General features: G+C 70.3%; 17 protein-coding genes and 1 pseudogene. 4 read left to right on the top strand and 14 right to left on the bottom strand.

All coding sequences use genetic code 11. The annotated features are described in order from the left end of the window. Window positions 1-8: 8 nt before the first annotated feature. Both ID574_RS44255 and ID574_RS44260 read right to left on the bottom strand, forming a co-directional pair. Window positions 9-905 carry a glycosyltransferase family 2 protein gene (locus ID574_RS44255; protein WP_188195039.1) on the bottom strand — a complete coding sequence of 299 codons (897 nt, stop codon included), beginning with the start codon at window positions 903-905 and terminating at the stop codon, window positions 9-11. Next, entirely contained in the window at window positions 898-1752 is an 855-nt protein-coding gene (locus ID574_RS44260) for a glycosyltransferase family 2 protein (protein WP_223167701.1), read from the bottom strand. The genes ID574_RS44255 and ID574_RS44260 overlap by 8 nt, the downstream gene beginning before the upstream one ends. 251 nt (window positions 1753-2003) lie before the next feature. On the opposite strand from ID574_RS44260, the gene ID574_RS44265 reads away from it, so the two are divergent. Beyond that, complete coding sequence (locus ID574_RS44265) at window positions 2004-2855, top strand: DinB family protein (RefSeq protein WP_188195040.1); 852 nt, start codon at window positions 2004-2006, stop codon at window positions 2853-2855. A gap of 222 nt (window positions 2856-3077) precedes the next feature. Then, window positions 3078-3668 (top strand): TetR/AcrR family transcriptional regulator, encoded by a 591-nt coding sequence (locus ID574_RS44270; protein WP_188195041.1) that lies wholly within the window; start codon window positions 3078-3080, stop codon window positions 3666-3668. Here the strand turns inward: ID574_RS44270 and ID574_RS44275 are convergent. Beyond that, window positions 3658-4101 carry a hypothetical protein gene (locus ID574_RS44275; RefSeq protein ID WP_188195042.1) on the bottom strand — a complete coding sequence of 148 codons (444 nt, stop codon included), beginning with the start codon at window positions 4099-4101 and terminating at the stop codon, window positions 3658-3660. The genes ID574_RS44270 and ID574_RS44275 overlap by 11 nt on opposite strands. Window positions 4102-4331: 230 nt before the next feature. Between ID574_RS44275 and ID574_RS44280 the strand changes: the two genes are divergently transcribed. Then, window positions 4332-4838, top strand: coding sequence for a DUF3224 domain-containing protein (locus ID574_RS44280; RefSeq protein WP_188195043.1), 507 nt, complete (start codon window positions 4332-4334; stop codon window positions 4836-4838). Window positions 4839-4853: 15 nt separating this feature from the next. Here the strand turns inward: ID574_RS44280 and ID574_RS44285 are convergent, their stop codons facing one another. From ID574_RS44285 to ID574_RS44305, 5 genes are all read right to left on the bottom strand, one after another. Then, complete coding sequence (locus ID574_RS44285; RefSeq protein WP_188195044.1) at window positions 4854-6182, bottom strand: aminotransferase family protein; 1329 nt, start codon at window positions 6180-6182, stop codon at window positions 4854-4856. Further along, window positions 6182-6916 carry a class I SAM-dependent DNA methyltransferase gene (locus tag ID574_RS44290; protein ID WP_188195045.1) on the bottom strand — a complete coding sequence of 245 codons (735 nt, stop codon included), beginning with the start codon at window positions 6914-6916 and terminating at the stop codon, window positions 6182-6184. The genes ID574_RS44285 and ID574_RS44290 overlap by 1 nt, the downstream gene beginning before the upstream one ends. Before the next feature lie 148 nt (window positions 6917-7064). Next, window positions 7065-7427: a VOC family protein gene (locus ID574_RS44295; protein ID WP_188195046.1), complete on the bottom strand. Its 363-nt coding sequence runs from the start codon at window positions 7425-7427 to the stop codon at window positions 7065-7067. Between the two features lie 47 nt (window positions 7428-7474). Further along, window positions 7475-7801, bottom strand: a complete 327-nt coding sequence (locus ID574_RS44300; protein ID WP_188195047.1) for a YciI family protein — start codon at window positions 7799-7801, stop codon at window positions 7475-7477. Between the two features lie 167 nt (window positions 7802-7968). Next, window positions 7969-8676 (bottom strand): HAD family hydrolase, encoded by a 708-nt coding sequence (locus ID574_RS44305; RefSeq protein ID WP_188195048.1) that lies wholly within the window; start codon window positions 8674-8676, stop codon window positions 7969-7971. A 251-nt stretch (window positions 8677-8927) separates the two neighbouring features. Between ID574_RS44305 and ID574_RS60740 the strand changes: the two are divergent. Next, window positions 8928-9305: pseudogene (locus ID574_RS60740) on the top strand (LuxR C-terminal-related transcriptional regulator); the annotation flags it as partial. A 34-nt stretch (window positions 9306-9339) separates the two neighbouring features. On the opposite strand, the gene ID574_RS44310 reads toward ID574_RS60740, so the two are convergent. From ID574_RS44310 to ID574_RS44335, 6 genes are read right to left on the bottom strand one after another with little or no spacing between them, the layout of a single operon-like run. After that, window positions 9340-9969: an SAM-dependent methyltransferase gene (locus ID574_RS44310; RefSeq protein ID WP_188195049.1), complete on the bottom strand. Its 630-nt coding sequence runs from the start codon at window positions 9967-9969 to the stop codon at window positions 9340-9342. Continuing rightward, the gene (locus tag ID574_RS44315) at window positions 9960-10940 is read right to left on the bottom strand and encodes an NAD-dependent epimerase/dehydratase family protein (protein WP_188195050.1); all 981 of its coding nucleotides are present in this window, start codon (window positions 10938-10940) and stop codon (window positions 9960-9962) included. Before ID574_RS44315 ends, ID574_RS44310 begins: the two co-directional genes overlap by 10 nt. Further along, complete coding sequence (locus ID574_RS44320; protein WP_188195051.1) at window positions 10933-11421, bottom strand: adenylyltransferase/cytidyltransferase family protein; 489 nt, start codon at window positions 11419-11421, stop codon at window positions 10933-10935. Before ID574_RS44320 ends, ID574_RS44315 begins: the two co-directional genes overlap by 8 nt. Then, complete coding sequence (locus ID574_RS44325; RefSeq protein WP_188195052.1) at window positions 11418-11975, bottom strand: LuxR family transcriptional regulator; 558 nt, start codon at window positions 11973-11975, stop codon at window positions 11418-11420. The genes ID574_RS44320 and ID574_RS44325 overlap by 4 nt, the downstream gene beginning before the upstream one ends. Further along, window positions 11972-12850 (bottom strand): carbohydrate kinase family protein, encoded by an 879-nt coding sequence (locus tag ID574_RS44330; protein WP_188195053.1) that lies wholly within the window; start codon window positions 12848-12850, stop codon window positions 11972-11974. Before ID574_RS44330 ends, ID574_RS44325 begins: the two co-directional genes overlap by 4 nt. Beyond that, the gene (locus tag ID574_RS44335; RefSeq protein ID WP_188195054.1) at window positions 12847-14034 is read right to left on the bottom strand and encodes a glycosyltransferase; all 1188 of its coding nucleotides are present in this window, start codon (window positions 14032-14034) and stop codon (window positions 12847-12849) included. Before ID574_RS44335 ends, ID574_RS44330 begins: the two co-directional genes overlap by 4 nt. Window positions 14035-14089 lie beyond the last annotated feature (55 nt).

Below are 14089 nucleotides of genomic sequence, written 5' to 3' on the forward strand. Positions count from 1 at the left end.
CCCCATGCTCACGAGATGTAACGGCGGGCGCGCGAGCCGGCCTGCGAGGCCTCCAGACTCGCCAGTCTGGCCTCCACCCGCGGCGGCACAGGACGCCGCTCGGCCAGCACCCACGGCAGGCCGCGCAGGGCGTCGAACGCGGCGAGCGCCGAGATCCGGTCGCGGGGCACGGTCCTGGCCAGATGCGCGGTGCGGCGCAGCGCCGCCCGCACCGGCCGCCGCAGCCAGGTGAACCACAACGTGTTGCGGAGGCCGACCCGCCGCCTCGCGTGCGGGTCCCTGCTGCGTGACGCCTGGTGGTGCACGGTGAGCTCCTCCAGGTAGCACAGCTCCCATCCGGCCGTGGCCAGGTCGACGGCGAGCAGCTCCTCCTCGCCGCCCAGCCACAGCCGCCGGCTGAAGCCCCCGCATCCCAGGAACGCCTCCCGCCGCAGCACCGACGCCCCGGCCAGGAAACTGCCCAGCGCCGGACCGGGGAGCCAGGCGGGGCCGGCTACGGGTGAGTCGCGCAGCTCCGCCACGATCGGGTCGTCGCGGCCGCCGGGCTCGGCCAGGATGCGGGCCGTGACGACCGCCAGCCTGGGGTGTGCGTCGAGCACGTCGGCGGCCCGCTCCAGCGACCCGGGCTCCCACCAGGTGTCGTCGTCGGCGAAGGCCACGTACGGGGTGCGCAGCCGGGCCACGCCCACGTTCCGTCCCACCGCCCCCAGGTTCTCGCCGAGGGCCACGACCTCGACCTCGGGATAGGCGGCGGCGACGGCCCGGGCGGTGCCGTCGGTGGAGCCGTTGTCCACCAGGACGACGTGCGGGCGCTCGGGTAGCGCGAGGAGCCTGCCGACGGAGGTCAGCGCCTCCTCCCGGCGGTTCCACGTGATCACGACGGCTCCCACGCGCGGATCACCCATCGGCCCGCTCCAGCGTGCGCCGGGCGCGCTCCACCGACTGGGGGAGTTCGCGGCGTTCGGCCAGCGCCCGTGGGAGCCGCGGCACGGCCGTACGCAGGCCCTTCCATCCGGCCGGGCCGCCGCGCAGGGCGTCGAGCGAGCGGCGCGCCACCACCCGCCAGGGCCGGCGCAGGACGGCGGTCAGCACGGCGTTCCGCGCGGCCAGCACCTGCCTGCCCCGCGGGTCCCTGGCCGGGGACGGATGGTGGTGGGCCACGACGTCGTCCACGTACGCCAGCCCCCACCCCCGCGCGGCCAGATCCACGGCCAGCCGCTCCTCCTCGCCGAAGAAGAAGATCACGTCGTCGAACCCGCCTGCCTCCAGGAACGCGTCCCTGCGCACCACCGCCCCGCACGCCAGGAACCCCAGCACACTCGGCCCCGGCAGATCCGGCTCGACGCCGAGCGGCGAGCGGCGCATCTGCTCCGACACCGGATCCAGCCGCTCCTCGGGCCCCACCAGGACCCGCGCCCCCAGCACGGCCAGCCGAGGATGGGCGTCCAGCACGTCGGCGGCCCGCTCCAGCGCCCCGGGCGCCCACCAGGAGTCGTCGTCGGCGAAGGCCACGTACGGCGTCTCGGCCAGCCGCACGCCGACGTTGCGGGCCGGTGCCCCCAGGTTCACACCCGCCTCGACCACCTCGATGTCGGGGAAGTGCCGCCGGACGAAGGCCGCCGTCCCATCGGTCGAGCCGTTGTCGACGAGGATCACCGGGCGCGGGTGCAGCGGGAGGGAGCGGGCCAGTGCCCGCAACCTGTCCTTGCTGGCCACCACGACCGTTACTCGCGGTCCGTCTGTCCTGGTCACATGAGGGCACTTACCAGCAAAGACTCTCTTAGTCCTCCGGCACCGTCTCAGCACCGGCCACGCGTGCTCGAGTAAGCAATTGACAATGACATTGACGACCGGTGATACATGCCATATAAGAATCCATTCGGCGCCGGGAAAGCATGCGATGCGGGCAGCGCGAGTCAAGGGCTGAGTGGTAAAGTCGCGGTGCGGTGACCGTGCACAGGCATTTCGTACCGTCCTCTCCTGGGGCTTGTGGAGGTTAAAAAATGGCCTCTGTCATCACGGACACTCAGTGGACTTTCGTGCGCACAGCTCTAGAACGGACCGGCGATCGCTTCTCGGCGATGGTCTCGTCCGCGCCGGCCCTCGATGTCAAAGCGACCAAGGACTGGTCGATCGCGGAAACCGCGGCTCATGTCACCGCCATCACGTGGTTGTACACATACGTGATCCGGTCGGACCGCGACCCGTTCCCGTTCCCGGATCTGAACGACCACATGAAAAGCGCGACACTCGACACCGTGGCAGAGTTCAACGTCATCACGTTACGACATTTCACCGAGCGGGACACCCGGGTCCTCGCCGAGCGTCTGCGCGCCGAGATCGGTCAACTGCTGCGCATGACCGAAAACCTCGACCCGGCCCGGCAAATCGCCTGGCTGGGTGATTCCCGGATCCCGCTCGCCGGCCTTTTCGCCCACTTGCTCAACGAACTGCAGATCCATGGGCACGACATATCCCGCGCCATCGGAACGCGATGGGAGATCCCGCCCCGGGAGGCCGCGCAGTTCTTTGAGCTGTTCTTCATGGGCGTGGCCCACAACGACGTCGGACGACTGCTCGACACCGGGGTGCCGCCCCTGGATCGCCGCATCGCCATCGCATTCCACTCCCCGTACACCACGGATGCGACCTTGGTGCTCCGAAAGGGGCGCATATCGGCTGAGGAGCCGGGAGGCGACGTCGACGTACGGGTGTCGTTCGATCCGGCCACGCTCAACCTGATGTTGTTCCACCGGATCAGCAGGCTCCGTGCCCTCCTCAGCGGCAAGGTCGTCGTGACGGGTCGCAGACCCTGGCTGCTGCTTCCGTTCCTGCGCCTTGTGAACATGCCGTGAGGCCAGATCACGGTCAGCGGGGGTGCACTGTCATGCTCGCCGAATTCTTGTGTGGTCGGAAGGGCGCGTGAAGTCGGCCGCCGGGAAAACATCTCGATTCATATGTCGAGTTCCGGAGCGTCGCAATCGACGAATGCGCGGCAATGCCATCCGTGCGGGACTCGCCCCTCCATCGACCAAGCCTACATATGAGCGGACGAATATGACCCGAAGGGAGGAGCCATGGCCCGCCGCACCCAGGCGCAGCGCACGGATGCGACGACAGGCCGGCTGGTGTGCGCCGCACGAGAGCTCTTCGGCGGCAAGGGGTACGCGGACACGTCGATCGACGCGATCGCCGCGGCCGCGGGGGTGACCAAGGGGGCCGCGTACCATCATTTCGGCGGCAAGGTGGCGTTGTTCCGCGCGGCGTTCATCCGCGAGCAGCAGGAGGTCGCGGCCAAGCTGGAGCGAGCCGCCGTGGAAGAGGGCGGCGGATGGGTGTCGCTGCGCCGCGGCTGTCATGCCTTCCTCGAATGCTGCAAGGACCGGCGTTTCCGGCAGATCGTGCTCCTGGATGCGCAGTCCGTATTGGGCTGGGAGGCGGTCCGCGAGATGGAATATGCTCACGTGCTGCGGGTTCTCCTCGAGGGCCTGCGCGCGGCCGTCGAAGCAGGCGACGTCGTCGACGGCAACCTGGCCCAGCGCGCGCAGCTCCTGTTCGGCGCCCTGTGCGAAGGCGGCATGCTCCTGGCACGCTCGGCCGACCCCGCCGCGGACCTGTCGCGACTCGCTGACGAGACGGACCGTCTCCTCCGCGCGTTCAAGGTCTGATCGCACGGGCCGCGGTGCGCAGCAGGAAGCCCAGGATCGTCAGTCCGCAGAGAAGAAGCAAGGCGCTGAACATCCACTCGTTCGAGCCGCCCGGCTCGTAGACCCGGTGCGGCCGGCCGACATCGATCGCCGCGGTCTGCTCTCCCGCCCGCAGCGTGTCCCGGTCGCGGCCGTACAACTCCACCCCGGACTTGACGCCGGCGCCGTGGTACGGCCGGAAGTCCCCCGTCCAGGTGCACGATTCGTGACCGGGATGGCGGACACAGGTCAACTCCCTGGCGACGAAGGTGCCGGGGGTGCCGTCGGCCGTGGCGGCGCGCACACCGGGGCCGATGCCGGGCACGGCCAGGCACACCAAGGAGATCGCGAAAAGCGCCGCCAGGACGGTGAAGGGCGTGAGCCGCCGGCGGGCCGAAGGCGCCGTGTTCGTCATCGGGAAACCCCTCTGCATATTGGTGACTGATAGGGGTCCAATTCGTCATTTCGCGGTACCAGGCGAGATTTGGTCCTTTGGCTCTATATCAAGACATGGATGGATGATTGAGCATGTATTTCGCTTGATTCGCTAAGCAGATACATGCTTTATCTCGCCACAAATGCCCTCCTCCCTGCGGAGACCGCTGTCTTCGCGCTGCCATGAAAGGTTCACTGATTGTGACAAAGGTGTCGTTACGCTGGCTTGCCCTGATCGGCGCGAGTGTCGTAGCCCTCGGCCTCCTCCCGGCGGGGTCCGTCGCGGCGGCTTCCGCGCCCGCGGAATCGTCAACCTACGTCAAGGGCACGGTCGACCTCCTGGGACAGACGGTCGAGGAGATCGGCCCTCCCGACAAGAGCGGTTTCAAGCTGCTCAACACCGTGTTCAACACGCGGTTCTCCGGCGGTCTCGTCGGCAACGGATACCACGTCTACGTGGAGATCTTCCGGCCCGACGGCAGCGCCACCTCCACCGGAACGGCGAGATTCGTCGGCAAGCTGGAGGGCAGGAGCGGCACCTTCGTGATGGAGTCCTCCGGCACCTCCGATCCCAACGGCGCGATCAACGCCGACTGGTGCGTCGTCAAGGGGTCGGCCACCGGCGGCCTCGCCGGCCTCAGCGGCTGCGGCAAGGTGACCACGACCGGCGACCCCGTCGCCTACTACACGCTGGAGTACACACTCCCGATCCGGTGATCGGAGCCCGCCGCCCTAGACGAAGCCCTTCATGGGCGGGCCGGCGGGCTCCCAGCCGTTGGCCAGGTCCGCCAGCGCGCCGTCCAGCGCGTGCGCGATCTCGGCGACCTCCTCGGCCGAGACGATCAGCGGCGGGATGATCATGATGGCGGGCACGCTGTTCAGCACGGCCACCAGGACGCCCCGGGCTTCCATCGCAAGGCGTACCTTGTTGGTGAACCAGGGGTCGCCGGAGGCGGCGAACTCCACCGCGAACATCAGCCCTGCGCCGCGCACCGCGCTCACGCTCTCGTGGCGCTCGGCGAGCTGTTCCAGCCGGGTCTGCAGGGTCAAGGACTGCGCCTGGACGTTCTGGAAGATCTTCTCCTCGTTCAGTACGCGGATCACGGCGGTCGCGGCGGCGAGGCCGAGCGGGTGCCCGTCGTGGGTGGAGCCGCTGGCGAAGAACCGCTCGACCGGCGCGTCCAGGAGCTGCTGGTAGAGGCCGCGGGACAGGCACACGGCCGACATGCCGACGTAGCCGCCGGTCAGGCCCTTGCCGAGGGTGAGGATGTCGGGCGCGAGCCCCAGCTGCTCGCTGCGGGTGTAGGCGCCCATCCGGCCCATCCCGGTGGTGACCTCGTCCACGATCAGATGGATGTCGTGCTCGCGGCAGAAGTCCGCGATCTGGCGCAGGTACTCGGCGCCGAGCACGTGACCGCCCTCACCGATCACCGGCTCGACCACGACCGCGCTCACCCGCTCCGGCCCGTAGTCGGACACCACACGCACCAGATCCGGCGTGCCCGTCTCCCCGATGGGCGCGAACGGCCCCGGCACGTGGATGACCTCCGGGAGCAGCGGACCGGCATGGTAGTGCAGGTACGGCAGGCCGGTCAGGGCACTGGCGCCCGGCCCGAACCCGTGGAACCCGCCCCACATGGCCACCACGGCGTTCTTCTGCGGCCGGCCGCCCAGCAGGTGGAGATGGCGTGACAGCAGCGCGGCGGTCTCCACCGCCTGGGCGCCGTTGCTCTGGAATTTCACCATGTCGATGTCCCCCGGCAGGTGCGGTGAGAGCATCGCGGCAGTCTCCACCGCCAGGGAGGCGGGACGGCCGTAGCCCCACAGGCTCGCGTACGGCAATGTCTCGACCTGGCGCTTGACGGCCTCCACCAGCGCCGGATGCGAGTAGCCGAGCGTGACGTTCCAGAACCCGGACCTCGCGTCGAGGTACCAGCGGCCCGCGGAGTCCCGGACCCGGGTGCCCCGCCCTTCCACCAGCATCTCGCCCGGCTCCAGGCAGGTGAGATAGAGGCCCATGGCCGTGCTGTTCCAGAGCTTGAATCCAGCGGCGTCGATCATCACTGGCCCGCCTTCGCGTACACGGAGATGTTGACGATCGACTCGGAGGTGAACGGCTCGCGCTGCCAGCTGCTCCACCGGTGGCGCAGCCGCAGGCCGGCCATCCTGGCCATGAGGTCGAGCTCGGCCGGCCAGGCGTAGCGGATGGGCACGGGCCTGATGCGGACGTTCCCGTCGGTCAGCGAGACCTGCTGCATGAACATGCGCTGCTCGGCACGGTTGTGATCCACCACCCAGAGCCCGACGCGCTCGGGAGTCACGCACTCGACGAAAATGCCGTTCTCGTCCTCGTCCATCTTCGGCACGCGGGCCGGGACCTCGATCACGAAGTAGCCGTCGTCGGCCAGCCGGGCGGCGACGTTGGCGAACAGCCGCACCTGCTCATCCTGGGAGGGCAGCAGGAACAACGTGTTGTCCACGCACGTGATGAGCCTGTGGGCGCCGTCGATCGGCACGTCGGCCATGTCGCCCCGGACGAGGGTGACGGACTCGCCGCCGGGCTTGGCGCGGAGCTGGTCGATCATGTCCTTCGAGGACTCCACACCCGTGACCGCCAGCCCCGAGCGGGCCAAGGGGATCGCGACGCGGCCGGTGCCGACGCCGAGCTCCGCCACCGGGCCGGGACCGGCCAGCTCGGTGAGCACCTCGATGCAGGCCTTGTCGCTCTCCTCGCCGTACCAGATGTCGAACACGTCAGCTATGCCGTCGCCGTATGCGGCCTTGTCGTCGTTCATTACCGCCGTTCCATGCCGCGAGGGGGAGTGGGATCAACGCCAGGATAGGCAGGCGATCTGCCGTCGACATGGGCACAAGGGACCAGACTCAGACCCACTGAAACGCCGAAGGCCGGATCGTGTGATCCGGCCTTCGGACGAGCGGATGTCAGCCCTTCAGCTCCACGAAGGTCAGCCGATGCGACTCGGGCCCGCGGAAGTCGCTCCAGGACAGCGCGCCCTCGATCTCCTGGACCTCGCCGGGCGTGACGCCCATGTCCCGCAGCTTGGCCAGCGCGCCGCTCAGGCTCTCCACGCCGAGCAGCACCTTCGCGCCCGCCTCCGCGGCCTCGGCGTCATCCTCCGACAGCATGAGCCAGACATCCTGGCCGAGCTGGAACTCGGCGTTGCCCGGAGCAGGCTCGGAGTCCGGGCCGTGGCCCAGCAGGTCGCTGTAGAACTTGGTCGCGGCCGCCAGGTCCTTCACCGGCAGGGTGATGGTGACCAACGTCGGCTTGATGGGTTCGGCCATGTTCTCCTCCAGAGGTGGTTGCTGGACATTCTGAATCGCATCTCGGATCACATCTCGAAGAGCCGTCGGACCTCCAGCGCGCCCCAATCGAGATGCGGATGGGTGGCGGCGAGCCGCACCGCCTCGTCGTAGTCGGCGGCCCGGACGATCACGAACCCGCCGACCGTCTGCTGCCCGTCCGGAGCCTCGGTGACCGAGAGCCCGGAGTCCCCGCGGGTCAGCACGCGCCCGCCGGGGTCGCAGGCGCCCCCGGCGATCCACCTGCCCTCCGCGCGGACCGTCTCGTTCCACCTCGCGTAGGGCTTGAGCAGTTCGTCGTCCGGCTCGCCTCGATCATCAGGGTCCACCCGCGCGAACACGACGAAGGTCGGCACAGAGTCTCCTTGCACGGTTGCCGTCGGGTCTATCCCGCACGTGCTCATACTTTGGCGCGCGTTGATTATGGCATTCACCGTGACTGGGCTTCCAGACGTTTCTGTGAAATCGCCGGTAAGTTCCGGAGATACGGGCCGAAGGTCCTACTCGACTTCTGGTACCCCTCCTATAAAGCGGTTAGTTTGTTTATCGCGTCAACGATTCTGGAGGTGTCGGTCAGGTCCGGCACCACGAGCGCGGCCCCGGCCGCCGCCAGCTCGGCCGCCGTCGCGGTGCCGGTCGCCGTGGCCAGCACCTTCGCGCCGCCTGCCGCGCCGCCGATGACGTCCGACAGCGAGTCTCCGACCAGGATCGTGTTGGCCGCGGAGAACGTGGTCCCGTGCCTGCGCCCGGCCCGCTCGCGAGCGCCGGCGACCACGGCGGTCTTGTCGCGGCCGTCCTCGGCGTAGCCGCCGGCCTCGAGGTCCAGGTACTCGGCCAGGCCGAACGCCGTCACCTTGGCGTGCGCGACCCGGCGCAGGTTGCCCGTCGCGACGGTCGTGACGGTGTGCGGCAGGCCGGCCGTGGCGGCCAGTGCGGCACGGGCCCCCGGCATGGTACGCCCCATGGCCCGCATCTTTCGCAGGTCCCCCGTCAGGCCCTGTTCCACCAGCTTCAGCGCCTCGGGCAGCAGTGCCGGCGCCACTCCGTTGGCCTTCAGCAATTCCTCGACGATTACCGTTTCGGTCCGCCCGGTGCCCCCCGGAGGGAGTCTGACCTGGTCGGCGCCGGCCAGACGGGTGATTGTGTAAACGTATACATGGCGATCGAATCCGGTCGACCGGATCAATGTCCTGTCGATATCCCACAGCACCAGGCGACGATTGTTGACCATGTGTCCGCCTCAAGGTAAAAACAACTCACCGGCAGCAATTCGAGTAGGATGTAATTTCTTCACGATTAGCGGCTTGGGGAGAGAACCTAGTGCGCCTGCTCCTTGTGGACGACGCCCGACTATATGCTGACCCCCTGGCGGACCGCCTCAGGCGGCATGCACCGGAAATACACGTCACCGTGGTACGCGCCGAGCAGGCTTTGGAGGAGGCGGCGGCCGGCCGCTACAACATCGCGCTGGTGAACGGCGCCATGGGCGCCGGACACAAGATCGTCCTGCAGCTGTCGCAGCAGCAGATCCTCCCCACGCTCGTCATAGGCATCGACTCCACCGCCGAGGCGATCCTCCCCTTCGCCGAGGCCGGGGTGAGCGGGTTCGTCTTCAAGGAGGACACGCACGGGGACCTGCTGCGAGCGCTCGCCGCGTGCGAGCGGGGAGAGCTGCTGTGCCCTCCCCGGGTCGCCGCGCTGCTGCTGCGGCACGTCGCGTGCCTGGCCGCGCGGCTCCCGCCCACCGGTCCGCCCGTCTCCCTGACCCGCCGCGAGCGCGAGGTGCTGGCGCTCATCGCCCGCGGCGCGTCCAACCGGGAGATCGCCCGGCAGCTCGTCATCGAGGTGCGTACCGTCAAGAACCACGTGCACAACCTGCTGCACAAGCTCGGCGTCAGCCGCCGGGGCGAGGCCGCGGCCCGCGCCAGGGAGTTGCTCGGGTGGGGGCTTCCAGCACATGAAGCAGGAATCCCGCCTCCTCATGACGCACGACGACCGGCAGGCGGGAGCGGCTGAGCACCACCTGGTGCACCTCGGCCCCCTCCCACGGGCCAGAGCCGTCGCGCCGGTGCACGCACACCAGGTGGCCGCCGGGGAGCAGGGCATCGATCACCCGGTCGACGAGCAGCTCCAGGTCGCGCAGCGACAGGTAGTAGAGGAACTCGGACAGCACGATGAGGTCGAAGCGCTCCTCCGGCAGGTCCTCCGGAAGGACGGCGCGGGCCACGTGGACGTGCGGGAGGTCCGCCACGGCTCTCGCGGCTGCGGCCACCGCGTCCGCCGCGCAGTCCACGGCGAGCAGCCGGTCGCACCGGGCGGCCAGCCCGCGGGTGAGGACGCCGATGGAGCAGGCGGGCTCGTAGGCGAGGGCGTACCGCTCGTTCGGCAGGCTGGCCAGCGTGACGTCGTACTTGTGCCGCTCGTACCAGCTCGTGGCGAGGTTCCACGGATCGGCCGCCGCCGCGTAGCGGGCGTCGAAGTAGGCCGGTGTGAGGCTGACCTCGTGACCGGGGCTCACACCCATGACGGGACTAGGTCCTGGTTGTCCCGCACCCAGGCCAGATAACGGTCCAGCCCGGCGCCGAGCGAGGTGTCGGGCCGCCAGCCGAGCGTGCGCTCCAGCAGCTTCACCGTGGCGGCGGCGCCTTCCGGATCGCCCGCCGGACGCGGGCCGCGCTCGATCGCCGTCCCCGGCACGCGCTCGGCCACCAGCTGCGCGAGCCGGGCGATCGACGTGGCGGTCCCGGTGCCCACGTTCATGGTCTGCCCCTCCGCGGCGGGGGTGGTCAGGGCGCGCACCACGGCATGCGCCACGTCCTCGACGTAGACGAAGTCACGCACCTGTGACCCGTCGCCGTGGACCACCAGCGGCCGTCCCTTGACCGCCCGCATCGCGAAGGCGGCCACGGCCCAGCTGTGGCTTCCTTCCTTGGGGACCTGGCCCGGGCCGTAGACACTGAAGAACCGCAGCACGGTGGCCCGCAGGCCGTGCAGCTCCCGATAGAGCCGGATCTGCTGCTCACCCCAGTACTTGGAGTTGGCGTAGAAGGAACCGGGCGGTCCGGGGGCGTCCGGCTCGGCGAAGACGCCCGAGGGCGGGGTCGCCTCGCCGTACACCTGCGCCGAGGAGGTGAACAGCAGCCGCTCCACCCCGGCTCTCCTGACCGCTTCCAGCACGGTCTGGAGCGACGCCACGCCCGCGGCGAAGTCGCGCGCCGGCTCCCGGTTGGTCGCCGCCACATCGGCGCACGCGGCGGCGTGCACCACGGCGTCGGCCCGGGACACCAGACCGCCGACCAGCTCCGCGTCGGCGGCGTCCCCGTGCACGATCTCGGCGGCGTGCGCGGTGACGCCGAAGCGCTCGGCGTAGTCGAAGGCGTAGGCGTCCATGGTGTCCAGCACGGTGACCCGCGCCCCCGCCCCGGCCAGCAGCTTGACGACGTGGCTGCCGATGAAGCCGCAGCCACCGGTCACCAGGATCCGTGAGCTAGGCACCGTACCTCCCGAGCAGATCGGTGGAGGAGGAGGTGACGAGCGCGTCGGTGAACACCGTCCGTCCCCCCAGCTCCTGGACGGCGCGGGACTCGGCGGCGAGCCGGTCGTCCGTGCAGCGGGCGTAGTCGGGGCCTTTGACGTAGAAGTCCGGCCGCAGCGCCCTGATCACCTCGACCGCGGTCGCGGCGGGGCTGGCGCACACGTAGTCCACCGCCTCCAGCGCCGCGATCACCGTCATCCGGTGCGCCAGGCCGAACGCGGGCCGGCTGGGCCCCTTCGCGCAGGTCACGTCCGAGCTCACACTCACCACCAGGATGTCCGCCAGCTGCCTGGCCTGGCCGAGGTGATGCACGTGTCCGATGTGCACCAGGTCGAAGCAGCCGTGGCAGAGCGCCAGCCTGCGGCCCGCCTCACGGGTCTCGCGCGCGGTCCGGGTGAGCCACGCGAGCTCCACGATCTTCTCTTCCGGTGCCCTGCTCACCGGACCGATCCCGTCGCCTGGAAGCGGGCGGCCGCGGCGGCGCGGCTGGGGACGTCCAGCTTGCCGAGGATCGCGTGGACGTGATTCTTCACCGTGCGCAGTCGTACGCCCAGCCGGTGCGCGATGGCCTCGTTGGACATGCCCGCCGAGATCAGCGCCAGCACCTGGGTCTCCCGGGGCGTGAGCCGCCGTCCGCCCAGCCGCCCGCGCGCCGCCACCTCGATGATCGCCGCGGCCAGGCTGTCGACCGGCTCCTGCCAGGAGACGAAGCCGACCGCCCCGGCCTGCAGGCAGCCCACCACGCTCTCGTGCCGCTCGGCCGCCCCCAGGATGAGGACGGCGGGTCCGCCGGCGCGGTGGAGTTCGGCGACCAGGCGGGCGCTGTCCGGCATGCCGGTGTTGACCAGCACGACGTCGAAGCGTGCTGCCTCGATCACGTCCAGCCGCCTGCGGACCTCGACGTTCGGCAGTCCCGCGCGGCACAGCCGTACGGCCAGCGCGTCCGCGTAGAGCAGCGTCTCCTCGAGGATGAGAACAGCGGGCCGGTCTGTCATGAGATGCCCTCCAGGGGAAAGGCGAAGGCGGTCGTGGTCAGGTCGGACAGCCGCGCTCGTGGAAAGGCCAGGGAACGCGGGTCGGACACGTGGCGCCAGGCGTACTGCGAGGCCGCCGCCAGGGCCTCCGGCCAGGCACAGCCGTGCTCGCGGGCGGTGAGCAGGGCGGCGGCGAAGGCCTCACCCGCACCGTTGGCGTTGCGGGCGACGTCCGCCTCCGCCGCCGCGCCGACGGACAGCGCGCGGTTGCCGGTGAAGACTGTGCTCCCGCGCTCGCCGCGGGTGACCACCACAGCGGGCACCCGATCCAGCTCGGGCAGGTGACGGAGCAGTTCGTACTCGCGCTCGTTGACGATCACCAGCTCCGTCGCGGCGAGGACGGCCGCGCGGTCCGCGGCGGCCATGGCGCTCAGCTCGCGGCACTGCACCGAGTGCGGCATCAGGACCATGCGGCCGCTCACCCGCGTGAGCAGCCGGTCCAGCCGAGTCGGCGAGCAGACGACCGTCACGTCGGCGGAGTGGCGGCGGACCGCGGGACGGGGCGCCCGCCGATGCGTGACGATCATCGAGTCCCCGTCCGGGTCGATGACGGTGATCGCATGGTCCAGCGCACCGGGGTGGCGCTGTGCGAGCACCGTGACGCCCTCGGCCTCCAGCGTCTGCAGCGCGAGCTCGCTGTCCGCGCACCGGCCCAGCGTGGTCAGCAGCGTGACCGGATTGCCCAGACGGCGCAGCGCGACGGCCAGGCACAGACCGGGACCGCCGGGGCTCGGCTCATGGGCGGAGGCCTGCAGGCTCAGGTCGAAGGCGAACGCGGTCTCGCTCCAATAGACGTCGTCCCGGTACGTGCCGCCCACGACCAGGTAGTCGCTCACCGGGTCTGCTCCCGCACCGCCAGCTTCTCCAGGTCCGCGACGAACTCGTCCAGGGAGGGAAGGGCCAGGATGGACCGCTGCATGGAGCGGGCCCGCGCCCGGTAGCCGGGGTCTTCCAGGACGGTGCGGCAGGCGTCGGCTACCGCCGCCGGGGTGAGCGCCTCCCAGTCGAGGCGTACCGCCAGGCCGAGCTCCACGCAGCGCTGCACGATGATGTGGTTCTCGGCGATCCAGGGCACCGCCACCATGGGCACCCCGAACCGCAGCGCCTCGCGCACGCTGGTGAAACCACCGTGGGTGAGCAGCAGGTCGGCGCACTCCAGGAGCAGAGGCTGGGCCACCACGTCGGTGAGGTGCACGCCCGCGGGCGCCGGGCCGTAGGCGGCCGGATCCTTGTCCGCGCCGACCGCCACCACGGCCGCGACGTCGAGCTGCCCGAGCGCTTCGACGATGGTCCGCAGGGTCCGGTCGGCGGCGCGGAACAGCGGCGCCACGGTGCCGAGGCTGGCGTAGACGAGGGGACGGTCGGCCGGCAGCGCGGCCACGAAGCCGGGCAGGCGGTCTCCCGGCCGGTCGACCGTGTGGTGCCGGTAGCAGCGCAGCGCCGGGATGGCCAGCTCGGCCGGGTCGTAGTGCGGCGGCATGAGGTGGGCGTGCAGATGCGCGTAGATGCGCTCGCCCGCCGGGTCGGGCCGCAGGCCCAGCGCGCGGCGCTGCTCGCCGAGCGCGGGCGCCATCAGCCTGACGTCGAGGAACTCGGTGATCCGCCCCACCACGCCGACGGACGCGTGCGGGATGGACAGAGACTCGCCGGCCAGGCAGCCGCCCAGCTCGTACGCCTCGCGCACGATCACGTCGGCGCCGAAGTCCTGGGCGTGGCCGATGACGTCCTTGGCCATGGCCAGCGCGCCCCCGCCCGGGATCCCCGAGGTCACCAGGCGGTTCATCAGCCGGGCGATCTCTTCGGGCGGGATCTGCTCCTCGCCCATGAGGGGGGCGAGCATCGGAGTGATCCAGTCGCGTCCCGCCGGGAGGTGGCGCAAGCCGTACAGCTCGACCTCGTCCTTGAAAGAGGGGGTGGAGCACACCGCGACCTCATGCCCACGCCGCCGCGCCGCGTGCGCCACGCTCACCAGGGGTCGCAAGTGGGTCTCCACCGGCAGCGTGGTGAACAAAATCCGCATGATTCCGCCCTGCGTTCGTGGAGGAGCCGGAGAGGCGGGCCGGCGGTCGTCACCG

Origin of the sequence: Nonomuraea sp. SYSU D8015, from assembly GCF_008065375.1 — a bacterium.
Taxonomy (GTDB): domain Bacteria; phylum Actinomycetota; class Actinomycetes; order Streptosporangiales; family Streptosporangiaceae; genus Nonomuraea.